9 protein-coding genes are annotated in these 21,419 nt (G+C 44.7%); all 9 read left to right on the top strand.

Annotation, left to right across the window (positions count from 1 at the left end):
- Window positions 1-215 precede the first annotated feature (215 nt).
- The 9 genes from MK370_RS02785 to MK370_RS02745 all read left to right on the top strand — a co-directional run bounded on the left by MK370_RS02785 (window position 216) and on the right by MK370_RS02745 (window position 21,263).
- Window positions 216-806 carry a CDP-archaeol synthase gene (locus MK370_RS02785; protein WP_268684061.1) on the top strand — a complete coding sequence of 197 codons (591 nt, stop codon included), beginning with the start codon at window positions 216-218 and terminating at the stop codon, window positions 804-806.
- Between the two features lie 14 nt (window positions 807-820).
- Window positions 821-3,316 carry a PEP/pyruvate-binding domain-containing protein gene (locus MK370_RS02780; protein ID WP_268684060.1) on the top strand — a complete coding sequence of 832 codons (2,496 nt, stop codon included), beginning with the start codon at window positions 821-823 and terminating at the stop codon, window positions 3,314-3,316.
- Window positions 3,303-3,935, top strand: coding sequence for a CDP-alcohol phosphatidyltransferase family protein (locus MK370_RS02775; protein ID WP_268684059.1), 633 nt, complete (start codon window positions 3,303-3,305; stop codon window positions 3,933-3,935). The genes MK370_RS02780 and MK370_RS02775 overlap by 14 nt, the downstream gene beginning before the upstream one ends.
- The gene (locus tag MK370_RS02770; protein ID WP_268684058.1) at window positions 3,928-4,800 is read left to right on the top strand and encodes a phosphatidylserine decarboxylase; all 873 of its coding nucleotides are present in this window, start codon (window positions 3,928-3,930) and stop codon (window positions 4,798-4,800) included. Before MK370_RS02775 ends, MK370_RS02770 begins: the two co-directional genes overlap by 8 nt.
- Window positions 4,785-5,684, top strand: a complete 900-nt coding sequence (locus MK370_RS02765; RefSeq protein WP_268684057.1) for a UbiA family prenyltransferase — start codon at window positions 4,785-4,787, stop codon at window positions 5,682-5,684. Before MK370_RS02770 ends, MK370_RS02765 begins: the two co-directional genes overlap by 16 nt.
- Window positions 5,684-8,167: a phosphoenolpyruvate synthase gene (locus MK370_RS02760; RefSeq protein WP_268684056.1), complete on the top strand. Its 2,484-nt coding sequence runs from the start codon at window positions 5,684-5,686 to the stop codon at window positions 8,165-8,167. Before MK370_RS02765 ends, MK370_RS02760 begins: the two co-directional genes overlap by 1 nt.
- Window positions 8,154-9,227 carry a hypothetical protein gene (locus MK370_RS02755; protein ID WP_268684055.1) on the top strand — a complete coding sequence of 358 codons (1,074 nt, stop codon included), beginning with the start codon at window positions 8,154-8,156 and terminating at the stop codon, window positions 9,225-9,227. The genes MK370_RS02760 and MK370_RS02755 overlap by 14 nt, the downstream gene beginning before the upstream one ends.
- A gap of 209 nt (window positions 9,228-9,436) precedes the next feature.
- Entirely contained in the window at window positions 9,437-18,457 is a 9,021-nt protein-coding gene (locus MK370_RS02750) for a ZmpA/ZmpB/ZmpC family metallo-endopeptidase (RefSeq protein WP_268684054.1), read from the top strand.
- Window positions 18,458-18,845: 388 nt separating this feature from the next.
- Window positions 18,846-21,263 carry an SHIRT domain-containing protein gene (locus tag MK370_RS02745; protein ID WP_268684053.1) on the top strand — a complete coding sequence of 806 codons (2,418 nt, stop codon included), beginning with the start codon at window positions 18,846-18,848 and terminating at the stop codon, window positions 21,261-21,263.
- Window positions 21,264-21,419: the final 156 nt, after the last annotated feature.

The following is a 21,419-nucleotide window of genomic DNA, read 5'->3' as shown; positions in this document are numbered from 1 at the left end:
CTCTTAGTATATCTTGAAAAATCATGGCAGCTATAGATACAAAAAGAAATAAGAATGTAGAATAGCGATTTTTTTGCACAACTATCAGATGAGACAGATGTTGACAGTTTGTTGTGTAAGGGCTTTAGAGAATTATGTTATAATGAAGCCATAAAAGTTTGAGAAGTCTCTTAATCTTTTCAAACTGATTTTCATAAAAAGAATAGGAAATAAGTATGTGTTCGATTCTTGCCTTATATATCACCTTGATGCCGGTCATTCTGACTGGGATTCTGAATATGATCTTTTGCAAGTCTTCACTGCTAGAGGCGGCATACCGACCCATGGACGCTGGGTTGATTTTAAAGGATGGGAAGAGGCTTTTTGGGGCTAACAAGACCTGGAAAGGTTTCTTTGGCATGATTGTCTGGGGAGCTTTAGCTCAGATCCTTTGGGGCTTGGTATTGAAAAGTATTCCTCCCCTAGAGAAGCTGCACCTGGTCTATGCCTTCTACGAAAATACTGTGCTCTTTAATCTGGTTCTTGGGGCTCTTTTGGGGCTGGCTTATGTTTTGTTTGAGCTGCCCAATAGCTTCATCAAGCGCCGTTTGGAAATCAAAGAGGGCAAGACGGCGGAGAATGGCTGGAAATGGACCTTTATCTGGATAGACCAGATTGATTCCTTGATTGGCTGTATCATTTTCTTGCTTTTCTATATTCCTCTGTCCTGGCAGCAGATGCTGGGCATTCTAATACTAGCGGCGGGCACGCACCTAGGAGTCAATCGTCTGCTCTACTGGGCTAAACTTAGAAAAAATCGTATGTAAGATGGGAGCTTTTGATGAAAGAACTATGGCTGGAAAAGGAGCCTTCGGCCGTCTATGGCGGTGAAATCAATCAGTTGATCAGTCTCTGTCAACTTGGGCTTTCGGTTCCTAAGGGTTTGATTTTGCCTGCGGACCAAGTAATGGATTGGCTAAGCGCAGCTCTGCCAGAATACTCAAAAGAGGGACTTAAAGAATTAATTCATTTGGGCAAGGAGGAAATTGCGGAGCGTTTGCAGCAATATCCTTTGGAGTCAGCTTGGCTACAGGAGTTAGCAGCTTTTTGTCAGGAAAATCAAGTTTATATCGTTCGTAGCAGTGCCCTTTTAGAAGACGGACAGGCTATGTCATTTGCCGGCCAATATGACTCGATTGGTGACTGCCGGACATTGTCAGAAATTGAGCAGGGCATTCGTTCTTGTCTGCTTTCTCTCTTTAATCCAGAAGCATTGGCCTACTGGCAGCGCCAGGGTTTGCCTGAGCAGGATTTTGCTATGGCGGTGCTGATTCAGGAGCAGATAGAACCTGACTTCAGCGGTGTCTGCTTTTCCCTAGATGTGGCGACTAATCAGGACCAGACCATGCTGTTGGAGTATGTAAAAGGCTCGGCTGAGAGCTTGGTTAGTGGTCAAGTCAATCCTGAGCAGCTGACACTTCCTTGGTACAAGACAGACTGGATCCAGTGTGAAAATGTTGAAATCTCTCTGGCAGTCTTGCAGAAACTGCATGAACAGGTTTTGGAGATTGTAGCGTATTTTGGTCGGCCGATGGATATTGAGTGGTGTGCCGTACAAGAGCAAGTCTATCTAATACAGGCTCGGCCCATTACAACAGTACCAACTAAAATCGACAGTGGCCGCTGGACGACAGCGAATTTTCGGGACGGTGGCGTCGCGGCCCAGCCCTGTCCAAATCTGATGTGGAGCCTTTACCGCCATTCTTGGCAAGAGGCCCTTTCTAGCTTTTTGCTGGCAATTGTCCTAGAGCCTGAAGGTGTGATACCTCCACTGATGCGTCTCCATTATGCTCGGCCTTTCTGGAATTTAGGCGTGGTCAAGCAAGGTATGGAGCAGATTCCGGGCTATATTGAGCGAGACTTTGATGATGAGCTGGGAGTCAATAAAGACTACCAAGGTCAAGGTTTTACCAGCAAATTAAGTCCAGCCTTGCTCTTGAATTTCCTGCGGGTCGCTTTGAAAACGCAAAAAGTAACTAAGACTTTTCTGCATCAGGCGCCAGACAAGTTGAAAGAGCTGCGTCAGCAATTTAACCATCTTAATCAAAAAATACGAGAACTGAACAACCAAAGCTCGCTGCAGCAGGTCGAGAGTCTTTGGCAGTTAGTGCTAAATCAGGCTTATTTAGATAGTGAGGGAACTTATTTCTGGCAGGCCTACATCAATACGGTACAGCTGTCTATGAAAAAGACCAGTCTGCTTAAATGGCTGACGGTCGATGAATTTTTCCAACTGATAGCCAAGTTAGGAAATGTTTCTCATACCAAGCCTTTAGCTAGAATGCTGGAAGCTGCGGATCTTATTTTGGCAGAGGAGAAACTGACAGACGATTGGTTGAAGCTATCGGTGGAAGAATTGCAGCGACTGGCAGCACAATATCCTGAGCGAGCAGATTTCATCAAGATTCAGGATTTCCAAAAGGATTTTGGCTATCACTCGGAACGGGAGCTGGACTTGCGAGTAGCTAGTTATGAAGAAGATGCTCATCAGGTTTTAACAGCGGTCCAGCAGTTGATTGCTGATTCAGCATATTACCAAGCAGCAAAAGCTTCGCTCAGTCCTGGCTCAGAGTTTGAGCTGGATTTGGCTCATCTATCTCGCGCCAAGCAGAAAAAGATAGAAAAAATCAGCGAAGTTCTGCGGAACTTGCTTTGGTGGCGGGAGGAGTTCAAGGATATTTCCACGCGCTATTACCACCTCATTCGTCAGATTAGCCTCAAACTCGGCCGAGCCTATGAAAAGCGATGTTTTCTGAAAAATGAACAAGATGTTTTTTATATTAAGAAAGAAAGCCTAACTTCCTTTATGGAAGGGGAAAAGACTGCTGACCAGCTCCAAGAAGAAGCGGCTGATAATCAGCATTATTGCCAGGCCTATCGGAATTTTGAGCCAGTGGGTGATTTGACTGAAAAAGAGATGAGCCTGGAAGAAGTGGCCCATGAGAGTCAGGCTCTGCTGACGGGAATGCCAGCCAGCAGCGGTCAGGTGACCGGCCGGGTTCGAGTTCTCTTGGATTTGGCTGATATTGAGATGATTGAACCGGGAGAAATTCTTGTCACTCGCTATACAGATACGGGCTGGAGCTATGTTTTCGGTATTATAGGCGGTCTTGTGACAGAGTATGGCGGGGTTCTCTGCCATGCCTCCATTGTCGCTCGGGAATGCGGGATTCCAGCTCTGGTCTGCGCCAAAAATGCAACTCAGCTACTAGAAACTGGCATGCTGGTTACTTTAGATGGAAGAAGAGGAGAAATAAGAATCCATGAAGAAGAATGAACCATTGTTTATCGGTGAATACGACAAATCTGTTATCCTGACCTATATGGGTGCTGCTTTTGCACTTTTGGCAGTCTATGCCATCATTCAGTCCCAGCTGCGACTAGCCATGATGGCTTTTATCGTTAGCGGTATCTGTGACCTCTTTGACGGTGTGGTGGCGCGACGGATGAAGCGGACTGAAAGTCAGAAGCGCTTCGGTATTGAGATTGATTCGCTCTGCGACATGATTAGCTTTGCGGCTCTTCCGGCTGTGCTCCTCATGACCCAGCTTCCCTTGGGTGCAGCCAATATCATCTTGACTGTCCTCTATGTCTTAGCCGCCGTCACGCGCTTGGCGCATTTTAACCGCTTGGCCAAGTATGATGAAGGATCTAGGTCCTATTTTATCGGCTTGCCCGTGACCTACAGCGCCCTATTTTTCCCTCTGACCTATCTGGTCTGTCAATGGCTGGCGCCTGGTCTCTTTGCTTGGGTGTGGCTGGGCTTGTCTCTTTTGCTGCCCTTCCTATTTGTCTACAACTGCCGTATTCCCAAGCCAAATAAGCTGGCCTATCTGGTCTTTGCGATTTTAGCTGTTGCAAGTTTGATTGGTCTGGGAGTTCTCCCGCATGGTTAAGGTCTATCAGCGAAAGACTGGCCAGGTACAGGAACCGATAGAATACAAGGCGGGGCTGTTAGATAAGCTTTATGGTACTGCTTGGGGTCGCTTCTTATTGCCTATCTTGACCCGACCTAGCCTGTCTTATCTTCTGACTTTGAAAGACTACACTCCTTTTTCTCTCAAGAAAATAGCAGCTTTTGTGGAAAATTATCAGCTGGATTTGGCTGACTATGAAGATGGCCCCTATTCTAGCTTCGCGGCTTTTTTCCAGCGAAAAATCAAGCCTGATTTGCGTCCAATCTGTCCTGACAGTCAAGTATTGGCAGTGGCAGATGCCAAACTAGAGGCTTTTACCATTAGTCAGGACTTACGGCTGACAATTAAGGGTCAGACGTACAGACTAGCTGACTTACTGTTTGATGATGACTTAGCTCAGCTGTTCACTGGCGGAACAGCACTTGTCTATCGTTTGGGAGTGGAAGACTTGCACCGCTATCTGGCTGCTGAATCCGGCAGAATTACCCAAAAACGAACAATCAAGGGACGACTGCATACGGTTAGACAGGTAGCCCAGAAGAGGTGCTTCATTTACAAAGAAAATAAAAGAGAATACTGTCTTTTAGATACCGACCTAGGACCTGTCCTGCAGATGGAAGTAGGGGCTCTGCTGGTCGGAAGAATATACAATCACAGTCAGGACCATTTGGTCAGGGGACAGGAAAAGGGCTGCTTTGGTCTGGGCGGCTCAACTATTCTTGTCCTCTATCCGGCAGACACGATTTGCTTGGATCAGGATATCCTGACTTACTCAGACCTCGGAATAGAAACCCAGATTCAAATGGGTGAAAAGATTGGAGAGAAGCTATGTTTAAACGATTAGCTGTTTATTATAAGGAAATGTTTCCTTTGCTGCCGCGCTTTTTTGTGGCTGCCATCATGTTTTTTGAGATTTATTTTGTCCTCTTGCTCAATGACGGAGTGACTACCTTTCACTTTGACCATCAGGAGTTGATCGGAATCTTTACCATTTTCGTCTTTCTGATGATTCTGCGGATTGCAGATGATTTCAAGGACTACGAGACCGACAGGCGGCTCTTTCCTCATCGAGCTCTGCCATCTGGCCGGGTGAAAAAGAAGGACTTGGCTATTGCTCTCAGCTTTATCGTAGCTGTGTCTGTACTTCTCAATATTCTCTTTATGAACAATATCGGCTGGTTCCTCTTTCTCTATATCTACGGAACCCTCATGTCCTTCTGGTTCTTCAAGCGTGACAAGATTCAAAATTCCTTGCCGTTAGCTCTAGTGACCCATAATCCGGTCATGATGATTTTGAATCTCTATACTATTTCCTTCGTCTGCTACAAGTACAATCTGCCTCTCTTGTCCCTACCGACTATCTTGCTGGCCTTTACCATGTATTTCCCAAGTCTGATCTGGGAAGTCTGCCGCAAGATTCGGGCGCCAAAAGACGAGACCGAGTATGTGACCTATTCTATGCTTTTTGGCTACAAAAAAGCCACTCGCTTTATCGAGGTGGTGACTCTGCTGGATATCTTGACCAATTTCGTCCTCCTCTGGAATATTTCACATGTCGGAGTGGTGGTCTTGGTGCTGAATGTCATCTGGATGACTGTCCAGTTTGAGCAGTTTATCAAGGATCCAACTCGCTTTAATATCCGGGAGCGGGTGGAGCGTTATACTTATATCACGGAGACGACCATGGTTCTGTCCGTTGCTGTTTATCTCTTGATGGGGGTACTTTGATGAAAAGGATCAAGCAGACAGGGCTTGACCAGGTCGGAGGCAAGGCCTATCATTTGCTGAAAATGCAGGCTGCTGGATTGCCGATTCCTGACTTTGCAGTGTTTGCTTTTGACTTTTTCCAAGAATCTGCCAGCTCTGCTGACTTGGAGCGGATGGAAGCTGCCTATCGATCTGGAGAGTTGGACTTGTCCCAACTCAGTCAGCAGCTCCAGGGCTGGGCCAAAGAGCAGTTTAGTCAAGAAGATCTGACAGCGGCAGAAAACTGGATTCGGCAGGAGTTTTCTCAGAAAGACTGTTGCTTTGCAGTTCGCTCATCAGCAACCATTGAGGATGGGAAGGCTTCATCCTTTGCCGGTCAGTTTGAGAGCCAGCTCAATGTGAAGCCAGAAGGGCTTAAAGAAGCTATTCAAGCGACCTTGCTCTCTCTTTATCAGGAGTCAGCTCTTAGTTATCTGTTTGAGCAAGGCCTATCGTTGAAGCAGGCACAGATGATTTGCCTTGTTCAGATCATGCAGGAGGGAGACTTGTCTGGGATTTACTTCACAGCTAATCCCAAGGGCATTTTAAACGAGCATATTATTGTTATCGGTCGAGGCTTGGGCAACAAGGTTGTCGAGGATAAGATTCCTACAACCATGGTGACCCTCCATCCTAAGGACCAGCTCTTTTATACAGAGCAGACGGAGAACTCACCAGACGTATCACAGGAACAACTCGAGGAGCTACAAGCTTTGGCTAGTCAGGTAAGTCAGCTTTTCGGACCTTATATGGATATGGAATTTACCTTCGACAATGGCCAGCTCTATCTTTTGCAAGCACGACCTATTACTACCTTGCCAGAAGGCCGGCAGATTATTCTGGACAACAGCAACATTGTGGAGAGTTATCCGGGCGTTTCCAGTCCTCTGACTATTAGCTTTATTCAAGAGGCTTATGCCAGCATTTTTCGCAGTCTAGCCCAACGCTTGGTTGGTAAGGATGCTCCAGAGTTGGCTGCCTATGAAGCAACCTTTCAAAATATGCTACAACTGGTCAATAGCCGAGTCTATTACCAGATTCAGAGCTGGTATCAGCTACTGCAGCTTTTACCTTTTTCGAAGAAAATCATTCCAATCTGGCAGGATATGCTGGGAGTGCGAGAGACAGAGGTACCTCAGATGCCGGTGCACCTTTCTGCTTTCAAACGCCTGCAAATCATGCTCCGCATTATTCGAGAGTTTTGGACGGCCCCCAAGCAAATGCGGCAATTGGAAGAACAGTTTGCCCAGATTCAGCGCGAATACGAAGCGAGCTTTTCTCCCGACGCAGATGCAGAGACCTTGATTGCCTTGGTCAGCAAGCTGAAAGAGGATATTCTGGCTCACTGGGACATTACGCTGGTTAATGACCTCTATGCTTTTGTCTATACTGGACTCCTGAAGAAGTCGCGTCGCGGCGGAGCGGTTCAAGCGGAAATTGCAGGAATTGAGCAGATTGAAAGTATGCGGCCGGCTTTGGCTCTGCAGGCTTTAACAGCTCAGCTGAAAGCAGAAGAAAATGCAGAGATTAGACAGGCCATGGCAAGTGAAAGTCCAGCAGTCTTTCTAAATCGCCAGCATCCTTTGGTTCAAGAAATAGTTCATTTTATCCATGAATTTGGTGATCGAGCTCCGGAAGAGTTGAAGTTAGAAACTCCAACTTTTCGAACGCATCCAGAGCGTCTGCTCAAGCTCCTGCTGCAAATGTGCCAGCAAGAGGAGAAGAAGTTGGCACCTCAGAAACTTGAAGAAGATGTTCAAAAATCAGGCCGGTGGACGAATTTTCTCCGCAAGCGAGCCATGACTGGTGTTAAATATCGGGAAAGCTCCCGCTTAAATCGAACACGGATTTACGGCATGATGCGACAGATTTTCCGAACTCTGGGCCAGCAATTAGCCGAGCAAGGACTGCTGGCTACGCCTGACGATGTTTTTTACCTGACAAAGGAAGAATTATTTGAGTTGACCAGAAAGCCCAGAGATGTTAGCGGCTTGATAGCCGAGCGTCGAGAGAAGTTGGAGGCTGATAAGGAACTACCAACCTTTAGTCGCTATGTTTTTGCTGGACAGGTCTTTGAGAAATACCTGAAACCGCAAAACCGCACCAGCAGTCATAATACGGGGAATCAAGCCTTACAAGGGATCGGCTGTTCACCTGGCTGCGTTAAGGCTCAGGTTTTGGTCGTGGCAGATGTGCAGGAGATTGAGTCTGCTAAGGACCGGATTATCGTGACCAAGATGACAGATCCGGGCTGGGTTTATCTTCTTACCCAAGCCAAGGGTGTCATTGCCGAACAGGGGTCTTTGCTCTCGCACACGGCCATTATTTCCCGCGAGTTGGGTATTCCTTCCATTGTCAATGTCAGAGGTGCCTGCAGCCAGCTGCAAAAGGGCGACTGGATTGAGATGGATGGCCTTACTGGCAAGATTCGACTGATCAAGGAGGAAGACCATGCTGGAAATTAAACCAGTCAAACCTAATACTGTAGAGCTGGACGATTTTCTAGCCCTGCCCAAACAGATTTACCAGCCAGACCACCTCATGCAGTCGGAAGAGGAAGAGCTGGCTTTGATTGAGGGCAGTCACCCGCTGAGTTCTGATCTAGAAACCTATGCCTTTATTGGCTATGTGGACGGTCGGCCTTGTATTCGAGGGCTCCTGACCTTCTATCCAGATGATGAGGCTGCTTACTTGGGATTTTTCGAGTCGATCAATGATCAACAGATTGCATCTGCTTTTATCGACCATTTAGCAGGTTTTGCTCGCAGTCTCGGAGCGATTAAGATAATTGGTCCCGTACAGGCAAGCTTTTGGCTTGGTTATCGAATGCAACTGACTGGAACAGAGGAGCTCCCTTTTACTGGAGAACCTCATAATCCAGACTATTATCCTGAGTTATGGCAGGCTGCTGGTTTTGAGCTCAAGGAGCGCTATCTGTCCAATTTTTATCCCAAGGTCAGTAATCAAACTCATCAGGATAAGCTGGCTCATCGCTTTGAGTCTTTTGAAGAAGCTGGATTCACTTTTTGCTCTACCAAAAAGAAAGAGTGGGATCAAGCTTCGCTGCAGGTTTTTGAGCTCCTCAATCGCCTCTATCAAGATTTTCCAATTTATCGGTCTATTTCCAGTCAGCAGTTCAGTCAGATTTTTCAAAAATACCAGTATATTCTTGATTTTTCCATGGTTAAGCTGGCCTATAAGGAGAGTAAGCTAGCTGGTTTTCTGATTTCAATGCCGGACTACGGCTCTCTGGTTTATCAAAAACTGACTCCTCTCAACCTGGCCAAGCTTTTTTGGACCAAGCGCTTTCCCAAACGCTATATGATTATGTATTTAGGAGTAGATGAACAATTCTTGGGGTTGGGCTCTGCCTTGGCCTATCCGATTTTTAAAGAGGTACAGAAGCGACAGGCTTCAGCTATTGGAGCCTTGATTCATCAAAAAACCGTCACGCGCCACTATGCAGCAGAATTGCAAGGGGACAAGCATGAGTATGGCCTCTTTGAATTGGATTTAAACTCTTAGCTAACAAAGCAAATCATAGTTTAAAAAACAGATTTTCTAACTGAAGATTTGTTTTTTATTTTTTAGTAAAAATGAACACTATTTTCAGGCTGTTCAAAAACATGATGATTTCAGCCTTCAAAGATATATTTTTAAGCAAAAGCATTGAATTTTTGTAGGAAATTCTGTAAAATTTTAAGAGATTATTATATGAAGAAAAGGGAATTATTATGGAAAAAAGAATCACTGGTGATACGCTCCAGCGCTATTCTTTTAGAAAGTTATCAGTAGGATTGGTTTCTGCCACTATCGGAAGCTTCTTTTTGAGTACCGCAATAGGGGGAAATATAAGCACGGTTGAGGCTGCAGAAGTCTCAGCAGGCAAAACTGTTCCAGTTCAGTATCACTACGTAGTAGAGTCTGAACTGACTGAAGCTGAGAAGAATGCAGTTGTTAAGGAGCTTCCAAAGTTTGTGGAAGAAAACTCTGATGCTTATTACCTGGTTTACCGTCCAAAGACCCAGGGACTTTCGGCAAAAAGTTTGCCAAAGACGGGCTACTCAAGTCTGTGGGAAGCAACTTTTGCAGCTGCTGGGCTAACTTTAGCCGTCTTAGTAATTGCACGAGGTAGAAATGGCAAGAGGTACCTGTCTTCTATTTTGCTGGTGACGGGTCTAGGCTCTATTCTCCTAGCTCCATCTGTATTTGCAGTGACCAATATTGAATTAGCCGCCTACAATCAAAGGCTAAATTTAGCAGTTGGAGATAAGCTGCCTGAGCCTTTAGAGATTGCTGGTTTCGAATATGTTGGCTATCTGAAAAGCGGTGAACAGGGCAATGAGAACACAACAGGAAGTCATCAGCTTCCTACGGCACAAAAGGACTTGTCAGCTGTCGAAGTCGATCAGCAGGCAGGTAAATCTGCTAGCCTTTCTGGGAATCAGGGTACTGCTAACAAGCCTGTATCTACCGAAACAGATCAACTGACAGAGCAAGAAAAAGAGATTATTGCTGCCAAAGAGCGTGAATTTGCTCGGCTTTCTCCAGTTACTGAAGTACCAGAACTCGAATTCAAGAGCCAAGAAAGCAGCCAAACCCAAGTCCTGCCTTATCAAACAGAATACCAATATTCAAATGAGCTCGCAGAGGGGCAATCTAAGGTCATTCGCGCAGGTGTCGCTGGTACACGTACTGTTGTCACTCGCAATCATATTGCTGGTAAAGAAATTGTAAAAAGCGAAGTGGTTTCAGACCAGGTAACTGCAGAGCCAGTTTCGGAAATTGTGTTAGTTGGAACTGCTGCAGTAAAATCTGTGCCAAAAGAGGCACCAGTTCAAGAAGTCCCAGAATTGACGAACTATGGAACGACGCCCGATACAGCGCCAGTACAAGAAGTTCCAGAACTAACAACTTATGGCACTGCACCAGATACAGCGCCAGTACAAGAAGATCCAGAGTTGACAACCTATGGCACTGCACCAGATACAGCACCAGCTCAAGAAGTTCCAGAATTGACGAACTATGGTACAACGCCAGATACTGCACCTGTTCAAGAAGTGCCTGAGCTAATGACTTATGGCACTGCACCAGATACCGCACCTGTAAATAAAGTCCCAGAATTAACGACGTATGGAACGACACCAGATGCTGCACCAGTTCAAGAAGTTCCAGAATTGACGAACTATGGAACGACGCCAGATACCGCACCGGTTCAAGAAGTCCCCGAATTGACGTCTTATGGCACCGCACCAGATACTGCTCCCGTACAAGAAGCTCCAGAACTAACAACTTATGGTACCGTACCAGATGACTCACCAGTACATCAAGCTCCAGAATTAGAGCTGACTGCGACGGATGAAATAAGAAGAGAAAAGATAGATTTTTCCGTCGAAGAACAGTATACTGATGAGATTCCAGAAGGCAGTCGCCAAATTGTCACACCAGGAGTACAGGGCGAGCGGGCTATTACCACTCGTATCTATACCTCGAATGGACAAGAGGTTGACCGCCAAGTTTTATCGGATGAAGAAATTCTTGCAGCAGTTACTCAAATTATTAAGGTCGGTACAAGTAAGTCAAGCCTGATTCCAGGTGAAGCACCAAAGGTAGAAAAACTACCAGAATACCCGCTAACTTACACTGACGAAACGCGCGTAGAGAAAATCAACTATACCATTCGTGAAGAAGAGACTGACGAGCTAGTCCAAGGTGCCCATCAAATCGCGATTCCAGGAGTTGAGGGCGAGCGAACGATTAAGACTCGTGTCTACAGCTCCAACGGTCAGGAAATTGATCGTCAAGAACTTTCAAATGAGGAAACTCTAGCGCCAGTAACGCAAGTTGTCAAAGTTGGTACGGCAAAACCAACCCTTGTACCGAACGATGCGCCGAAAGCCGATGCTCTTCCAGAGTACCCGTTGACTTATACAGATGAAACTCGTGTAGAAAAGGTTAACTTCACGGTACGTGAAGAAGAGACGGACGAGCTGGTTCGTGATGCCCGTCAGATTGCGACTCCAGGTGTTGAGGGTGAGCGAACTATCAAGACCCGCGTTTATAGTTCCAACGGCCAAGAAATCGACCGCCAAGATCTGTCTAACGAGGAAACTCTAGCTCCAGTAACACGAATTGTTAAAGTTGGCACGGCTAAGCCACATATGGTACCGAATGATGCACCAAAAGCAGACGCTTTACCAGAGTATCCGCTGACCTATACGGATGAAACTAGAGTTGAAAAAATTAACTATACTATTCGTGAAGAAGAAACGGACGAGCTAGCCCAAGGTACTCGCCAAATTGCGACTCTGGGCGTTCAGGGTGAGCGAACTATCAAGACCCGCGTTTATAGTTCCAACGGTCAAGAAGTTGACCGCCAAGAGTTGTCCAATGAGGAAACATTAGCTCCAGTGACGCAAGTTGTCAAAGTAGGTACGGCTAAGCCGAATATGGTTCCAAACGAAGCACCAAAAGCAGACGCTTTACCAGAGTACCCTCTGACTTACACGGACGAAACCCGCGTAGAGAAAATCAACTATACTATTCGTGAAGAAGAAACGGATGAATTGGTTCGTGAAGCCCGTCAAATTGCGACTCCGGGTGTGCAAGGGGAGCGAACTATCAAGACTCGTGTCTACAGTTCCAACGGTCAAGAAGTTGACCGACAAGAGCTTTCTAACGAGGAAACTCTTGCTCCAGTTACGCAAGTTGTCAAAGTCGGAACGGCTAAGCCAACCATGGTTCCAAACGATCCACCAAAAGCAGACGCTCTTCCAGAGTATCCACTGACTTACACCGACGAAACGCGTGTTGAAAAAATCAACTTCACCATTCACGAAGAAGAGACGGATGAACTTGTACGAGATGCCCGTCAAATCGCCACTCCGGGTGTTGAAGGTGAGAGAACTATCAAGACCCGTGTTTATAGCTCCAACGGCCAAGAAGTTGACCGTCAGGAGTTATCGAATGAGGAAACTCTAGCTCCAGTTACGCAAGTTGTCAAAGTCGGTACGGCCAAGCCAACCATGGTGCCAAGCGATTCACCGAAAGCAGACGCTTTGCCAGAGTATCCGCTTACTTACACGGATGAAACTCGAGTGGAGAAAATAAACTTCACTATTCGTGAAGAAGAAACGGATGAGCTTGTTCGAGATGCCCGTCATATCGCAACTCCAGGTGTTGAGGGTGAGCGCACGATCAAGACTCGTATCTATAGCTCCAATGGTCAAGAAATCGACCGTCAGGAGCTATCCAACGAGGAAACTCTAGCCCCAGTGACGCAAGTTGTCAAAATCGGTACGGCTAAGCCAACTATGGTACCGAATGATGCACCAAAAGCAGACGCCTTGCCAGAGTATTCACTGACTTACACAGACGAAACCCGCGTTGAAAAAGTAGCCTTCAATATTGAGGAACAATATACTGATGAGTTACCACAGGATGTCCGCCAAATCGCAACACCGGGTGTCCAAGGTGAACGCACGATTAAGACTCGTATCTACAGTTCCAATGGTCAAGAAATCGACCGCCAAGAACTTTCCAATGAGGAAACTCTCGCTCCAGTAGCACAAATTGTTAAAGTCGGAACGGCTAAGCCAACCATGGTTCCAAACGATGCACCTAAAGCAGACGCCTTGCCAGAGTATCCGCTAACTTACATGGATGAAACTCGAGTGGAGAAAATAAACTTCACTATTCGTGAAGAAGAAACGGACGAGTTGGTTCGAGATGCTCGTCATATCGCGACTCCAGGTGTGCAAGGTGAGCGTACCATTAAGACTCGCGTATACAGCTCTAATGGCCAAGAAATTGATCGTCAAGAGATCTCAAACGAAGAAACTTTAGCACCTGTTACGCAAGTTGTCAAAGTTGGAACGGCTAAGCCAACCATGGTTCCAAACGATGCACCAAAAGCAGACACTCTTCCAGAGTACCCATTGACTTATACAGATGAAACTCGCATAGAGAAAATTAACTTCACGGTACGTGAAGAAGAAACGGATGAGCTTGTTCGCGATGCCCGCCAAATTGCCACCCAAGGTGTTGAGGGCGAACGGACGATTAAGACTCGTGTCTACAGTTCCAATGGCCAAGAAATTGACCGTCAAGAGATCTCAAACGAAGAAACTCTAGCACCTGTTACTCAAGTTGTCAAAGTCGGTACGGCTAAACCAAATATGGTACCGAATGAAGCACCGAAAGCAGCAGCCTTAGAAGAATTCGATTTAATTCCACTACATAATCTATTAGCAGAAGCGGATCAGATTAAAGCTCAGGCACGTTATTTCAACGATAGTCAGAGTCATCAATCTAGCTATGATACTGCTTTGACAGCAGGTCAAGCGATTCTTAATCAATCACAAGCCAGCCAAGCAGAAGTCAACCAGCTTGTTGAACAAATCAATCAAGCCAAGGCACAGTTAAGTGGCCTTGAGGTTGTCAAAACGGCTCTTCAAAACGAATACGATTTAAATCCAATTATCAAAGCAGCTCCAAAATATAAAAATGCTGATTCAGATAAGCAGACAGCTTATACTGACGAATTAGCCAAGGCAGAAGGAGTTCTGAACAATCAAACTGCTACACAAGTGCAGGTCAACCAAGCTTTTGCTAGCCTGACAGCTGCCAAAGAAGCTCTAAATGGAGTACCTAAAGTCAAGCCGATAGTTTCCATTCTAAGTCTGACAGAAAATGCAGAGGATAAGTCGATTACAGTCCAATATAGACTGGAAGACCAGACCCAGTCCTTCCGTTCAGCGACTGCAGAATTGTACCAGGGAGATCAGCTTGTTCGTACTCTTCCAATTACCAATTTCGCAGGAAGTCTGAAAATTGGCGACTTAGACTACTATACAGGCTATACTTTGAAAACCAAGCTGACTTATGAACTGGATAATGGCAGTTTCACAGACCTTGAAACCGATAGCCGCAATTTTGAATTGGAATACAAGAAGATTGCCTTCCGAGATATTGATTCGGTCGAGTTTTACAGAAAAGAAAACGACCAGTTTAAGCGCGTCGTGTCCATGAGCTCTATGCCTACGGATTTGTCTACCTACTTTGTCAAAGTCAAATCAAGTGAATCTAAAGAAATGCTCCTGCCGGTTCACAGCATAGCGGAAAGCCATAAGGATGGCAGGGATGTCTATAAAGTAACAGTCTCTCTGCCTGAGCTGGTACAAGAAGGTGAGACAGGCTATAAGTCTGGCTATGACTTCTATATCAGTAAGGCAGCTGTTCCTAGTCAGCATAATGTCTACACCAGCTTTGCTGGCTTATTAGACGCTATGAAGCAAAATATGGCTGGCAACTATGTTCTGGGAGCAGATTTGGATGCTAGCGAGGTCAGTCTGGCACCTGCGGACTATGTCTATCTCAAAGGGAACTTCACAGGCAGTCTGACAGGTAATCATAATGGCAAGCAGTACGCGATTTATAATCTAGCCAAGCCTTTATTTGAAAACCTCAAGAGTGGTTCCTCTATTTCTAATCTGGACCTCAAAGAGGTTAATATTGTAGGAACATATGATTCAGCAGCCCTGGCCCGCAATGCAGAAAATACTCGAATCATAGATGTTTCTGTCCAAGGTAGAGTAGAAGTAAAAGACAATGCTTCACAGGTGGCAGGTTTGGTCGTTATTGCTAACAATACCCAAATTACCAATAGCTCCTTTACTGGAACTATCGTGTCCAATGATAAGCAGGGCAAAGAATACAATGTCGGTGGTCTGGTTGCCAATCTTAAGGGAGGAAACTCCTTGATTAGCCAAAGCAGGGCAGATGTGACTATTCTAGCTGGCGCTAGAGCCAATAACCAACGCTTCGGCGGCCTGGTTGGCCGTTTAGAAAACAATGCCCGCATCAGCCGTTCTTATGTAACTGGAAAGATTCAAAACTCCACTAAGAACGGTCAGATTGGCGGAGTGGTAGGTTCCAATTACTTCAATGGCTTGATTGATAATGTCATCAGCAATGTCAGCGGAACAAATGTCTACAGTATTTCTGGAGATCAGGGATATGAGAATAACCGTATCACAGAAGCTTATGCCGTTGAAGGAAATAAAACGCTGGAAAATGACAAGTTTGTCTCATCAACACTGACTCTTGACCAGGCAGAAGATAAGCTGGCTAGCTTAGACATTACGACCACACTAGAAGACACGAATCTCAACCTTTATTCTGTCAATTATGCTCAGGAAAAGAATGCTCGAGAAGACCGTCTGATAGCTTATGCTAACATGGAAAAACTCCTGCCATTCTACAATAAGGAAACCATTGTTGCCTACGGAAATAAACTTCCAGATAATCACAAGCTCAATACCGATTACTTGCTGGATGTTGTTCCAATGAAGGGCGACCAGATTATCACTGATATCAATAGCAACAAGACAGCGATTAACCGCTTGATGCTACACTTCGAGGATAATACGGTTGACTACCTAGATCTGACCTATAAAGGAGATTTCAAATATAAGGCAATTGCAGAATATACTGTAAACGGCTTAGACCTCCTTTATACTCCAGAAGCCTTCCTATCAGACTATAGCAGAGTTCTCAATCAAGTGCTGCCGGAATTGAACAAGGTTGTCCTGGACTCACCGGCTATGCGGACTGTTTTAGGCGTGAATGCTGACACTTCTCTGGATGATCTCTATCTGGATACCGCCTTTAACCAAGTCAAGACCAAGCTGTCAGAAGAGTTGCGCAAAGTTCTGGCTATGGACAAGTCCATCAATACTGAAGGCGATGTCGTGGCTGACTATGTAGCACAGAAGATTAAAGCAAATAAGGAAGCCTTCCTGCTTGGTCTGACCTATCTCAACCGTTGGTATAATATCAACTATGACAATATCAATGTAAAGGATTTGTCAGCCTATAAATTTGACTTCTTTGGAAATCATAATGCTTCAACCTTAGATACCATCATTTCACTTGGTAAGTCAGGCATGAACAATCTTAAAGCTAAGAACAACTATATGGCTTATGATGCCTCACTTTCTGAAGCGACTGGTAAACGAGGGCTCTTCAACTATCTAGAAGGCTATCGTCAGCTCTTCCTGCCGGACAAGAGTAATAATGAATGGCTCAAGACCAATACAAAAGCCTACATCGTTGAGGCCAAGTCGGATGTGCCAGAAGCCAGACAGCTTCAGGATGGAGCCGAGGGCAAGAGTAAGTATTCTGTCGGCGTTTATGACAAGATTACTGCTGATAATTGGGAACACAAGGGCATGCTTCTGCCACTCTTGACCATGACTGAGAAAGGTGTCTATGCTATCTCCAATATGTCTACCATCTCCATGGGGGCTTATGACCGTTATCGCCTTGATGCCAATGGCAGAGTGCGAACAGATGCCGAGCTAGCGGAATATGTCGAAGACCGAGTGAGAAAAACAGCTGAGTACCAGCGCGATCATTATGACTTCTGGTATAAGATTCTAAGCGATGAAAGCAAGGACAAGCTCTTCCGTTCTGTTCTAGTTTATGATGGATTCTCAATGGTTGACAAGAATGGTCAAAAATATTGGGCTCCAGCTAATGACAAAAAATCACTAGCTATGCAGGAATTCTTTGGACCAGCCGGCAAGTGGTATCCAAGCAAGGGATATAATGCCTATGCTACGGGAAGTGTAACCCACTTTGATGCAGCTAAATTGTTAGAAGACTATGGTAACTCTGTCTATACGCATGAGATGACCCATAATTCTGACGGTGGCATCTACTTTGAGGGCTATGGCCGCCGCGAAGGTCTGGGAGCTGAGCTCTATGCTCGCGGGCTCTTGCAGTCCACTCCAAGTGCAGATGAGGCAACCATTACACTCAATACCCTCTTTAAGGTGGACAAGGACTCTAAGACGCGCCTACACACATATAACTTCAAGGAACGCGTTCAAAATGCAGAAGATCTGCAACACTATGTCCATGGTATGTTTGACATGATCTACACGTTAGATTACCTAGAAGGTACTTCTATGCTGAAGCAGAGTGATGATGCGAAACTTCAGTGGTTCAGAAAGATGGAGAATTACTACGTTACTGATAAGTATGGTAAGGAAACCCACGCTGGTAACGAGACACGTAGTTTCACTGCTGAGGAAATCAAAAAGCTTAAGACCTTTGACTCCCTGATTGACAATGATGTCATCACTCGTCGGGAGAATAAGGAAAGTGGTAGGTATGCACGAAATGGCTATCTCAGTCTCAGTCTCTTCTCACCAATCTATTCAGCCTTGAGCAATCCAAATGGAGCACCGGGTGATGTCATGTTCCGCCGGACGGCCTATGAGTTGCTGGCAGCCAAGGGATACCATGAAGGATTTATCCCTTATGTTTCTGGTAAGTACTCTAAGGAAGCCTTTGATGAAGGTAAGAAAACTTGGGATGGATGGTCTGGAAGAGATGTTGGTCTGATAACAGACCAGAAAGTCTTGGAAAATGTATTCAAAGGTGAATATGACTCTTGGGTAGCCTTCAAGAAAGCTATGTATAAAGAGCGGATTGATCAGCTGACCAAGCTCAAGCCAATCACCATTGAGTACGAGCTTAAAAATCCAAGCAGTACCAAGAAAGTAACCATTCGCTCTTATGAAGAGATGCAGAAGCTGATGGATGCAGCAGTAGCAGAGGATGTACGCAACATTAGCAATGCAACTAGTCGTGTTGATGCTAGCTGGGTCAACCTGCTCAAGAAGAAGATTTACAATGCTTATCTTCGTGAGACAGATGACTTCAGACAGTCAATCTTTAATAAGTAAGCAATAAGTTGTTTTCCGTATATGTTTAAAAATGCCTAGACTGTAAAAAGTCTAGGTATTTTTTCTGCTATTTATTTCTAATAAAACAATAATAATCCATCCGAGTTAGATTAAAAAAATAATTTGTAACTTTTTTGTAATGAAAGTAGACAAAGAACAGATAAATGCTAATAAAAATTGTAGTTTACAAGGCGTAAATTATAATATTTTATGTTATAATTGATATGTATATGTCATATTTGCTTATCATATACAAACACATTCATTTTTAGTTTGGTAATAAATCTTAATTTAGAACCGACTGAAAATGAGGGGGTAGACAGGTGATGGTGTGCCTGCCAGCATTTGTCAAAAATAAAATTTAAAAAGAAGGAGGACCGCATTCAAGGTGAAACAAACTTATCATAAAGTGTCTCATGCTCTGATGACTTTGCTGCTTTTGGTATCAACCTTTCTTCCCTTGTTAAGCTCAAGTCCTAGGGTTTCTGCTGCAGAGTTAGGTGATGGCGACTATCAACTAACTACAAACGTCACTATTAATACTAATCCTTTAAAGGATACTGGCTACGGTGAAGGTAAATTTTACATTGCACCGACCTATACATTTGCAGATAGCAAAGTATTAAATAATGGTGATACCATGGTTTATCGTGTTCCATCACAGTTCAAAATTGAGCGAACTTTGGAGGAAAACATAAGCGCACCGGATGGCACTGTTGTTGCCAAGTTGGTGACAGATCCAGTTACAAATACAGTAACCATTACTGTCACAAATGCTGAGTATTTTGCGAAAATGCCAGATACCAAGCTTATTCAATCTTCTTTCACAGTGGTTTGGGCTGATAATATGCCTTATGACCAAGAGCAAGAAGTTAATTTCCCAGGTGCTAGAACCTATAGGCTGAAGCGCATCAAGGTTGATGAGGAGCCTCAAGGTTATTCCAAGTGGGGTGTTCAGGATTCTAAGGATCCAAACTACGTCAACTGGCGTATCCGTGTCAATCGCGATGTCCAAAATCTTGGTCAAGTTGTCATTGAGGACGCTATTCCAGAAGACCAAGAATTGGATGAAGATACAGGGATTACAGGTTACTACTTTACTGAGTGGGAAGGTGCTTCTGGCACACGTAAATCCTTTAACCCGAGCGATGTCGTTTCAATTACAGACTCCAATCATTTCACAGTTAATGCTGGGGATTTGAGTGGAAGAGGTATTTATGTTATCTACCGGACCCGTTTGACTGAGCCAGTAGATAAGGTAACCAAAAAAGCCTTTAACGATGTAACCGTTACATCTAATGGGCAAAAGATGCCTGATTTGTTAGCACGTCCATTTGCGCCTTTGACAACTCTTGATGGTGTCGGGGAAGGTACCCGTTCTGATGAAGTTATCTTCAAAGTCAAAAAGGAATTGACTGGCCGTAATTTGGAGGATGGTGAATTTACTTTTGATTTGATTAATAAGGATGACAACGATAAAGTTGTCCAAACGGTGACCAATAAAGCGGGTGCCGTAACCTTTAAGAAACTTCGTTTCAAAAAAGAAGGAACCTTTAACTACGTCATTCGTGAACGCGCAAGCAATCTGCCAGGTGTGACAAACGATGCCAATTCAGACATCAATGTTACTGTTACTGTAACAGACAATAACGGCGTTAAGACAGCAGCGGTTACCTATGACCGTGATGCTTTTACCAATACATACAAGTTAGAGCCAGCAACTGCAGCGATTACCGCTAAGAAAGTTCTGGATGGTAAAGCACTTGAAGCTGAAAAGTATACTTTCAAACTAACTGAGGTTGGCGGAAATAACTTGGAGCTTCAAGCAGCTAACGATGCCAATGGTAATATCAAGTTCCTTGGAATCAACTATGATAAAGAAGGCACTTATACTTACAAGCTGACGGAAGTAGCTGGAAATGAAGCTGGAGTGACTTATGACAGTACAGAACATACAGTGACTGTCACAGTGACCGCAAGCAAGGGCAAGTTGGAAGCTACCGTCGAAGGAAATAATCCAGTATTCACAAACACTTATAAAGACTTTGGTGTTAGCTATGAGTTTCTCAGCAGCAATGCAGCCTATCCAAATCTGCCAAAAGAAGTAACAGATTTGCTTCCAGCAGATGCTAATCGCTACACTAGTGGTACTAATGTAGACGCTAAGCAGCCTGCTAAAACAAGTGTTACAGTTACTGAAGGCACATGGACTTTCGAAGGCTATGCGGAAACGAATAGCCAGACTGTAGCAGATAAGGATCTTAAGTTTACCGGAAAATGGAATTTCACTCCAGCACCGAAATATAAGGCAACTTATGAATTTGTAAGTGCAGATCCGAACCGTAGCTTGCCAGCAGAGGTCACAGCATTATTACCAAATGATGCCACTGAATATGCTGACGGTGCTGCTGTTCAAGCGGTTCAGCCAGCTAAGAAAACTGTTGAAGCAAGTGATGGTACTTGGAAATTCCTCAAATATGACGCAGATAGTAAAACTATTGCAGGTGCAGATGTCAAATTTACAGGCACATGGACATTTGAAGCTAGACGTCCACAAGGACCAACACCACCACCATCTTCTTCAGATTCGACACCACCGTCATCATCTGGTGACAAACCAGTTAGATCGACTGATGGAACCCCGGGTAATTCGTCAGATAAAGATGGAAAAGATGTTCGTGGATCAGCAACTGGCAAAAAAGTTTTGCCGAAAACTGGCAGTGAAACATCTATCTTTGCGATAGCAGCAGGATTTGCTCTGATTCTTTTATCAGCTCTTGTCTATCGTTTCAAAAAAGCTAATTAATATTAGCCAAACGAATCATCTCAGCTAGCTGAGATGATTTTTTCTTGTCTTTGTCATCATCTATCCTTGATAATGTACTGACGGTTAAATTTATAAACTCTAAAATAAGCAGTCATTCGAATGGATGTTTTTGCTTTTAGGTTTTCTGGGTAATCT

This window comes from Streptococcus sanguinis (genome assembly GCF_026781265.1).
GTDB lineage: Bacteria > Bacillota > Bacilli > Lactobacillales > Streptococcaceae > Streptococcus > Streptococcus sanguinis_T.
The sequence above is the reverse complement of the archived record's forward strand: the minus strand, read 5'-3'. Positions and strand labels throughout refer to the sequence as shown.

Coding starts and splice junctions, on each gene's coding strand:
- MK370_RS02755 (WP_268684055.1), top strand. CDS start 8,154: ATGCTGGAAATTAAACCAGTCAAACCTAATACTGTAGAGCTGGACGAT.
- MK370_RS02750 (WP_268684054.1), top strand. CDS start 9,437: ATGGAAAAAAGAATCACTGGTGATACGCTCCAGCGCTATTCTTTTAGA.
- MK370_RS02775 (WP_268684059.1), top strand. CDS start 3,303: ATGAAGAAGAATGAACCATTGTTTATCGGTGAATACGACAAATCTGTT.
- MK370_RS02770 (WP_268684058.1), top strand. CDS start 3,928: ATGGTTAAGGTCTATCAGCGAAAGACTGGCCAGGTACAGGAACCGATA.
- MK370_RS02765 (WP_268684057.1), top strand. CDS start 4,785: ATGTTTAAACGATTAGCTGTTTATTATAAGGAAATGTTTCCTTTGCTG.
- MK370_RS02780 (WP_268684060.1), top strand. CDS start 821: ATGAAAGAACTATGGCTGGAAAAGGAGCCTTCGGCCGTCTATGGCGGT.
- MK370_RS02785 (WP_268684061.1), top strand. CDS start 216: ATGTGTTCGATTCTTGCCTTATATATCACCTTGATGCCGGTCATTCTG.
- MK370_RS02760 (WP_268684056.1), top strand. CDS start 5,684: ATGAAAAGGATCAAGCAGACAGGGCTTGACCAGGTCGGAGGCAAGGCC.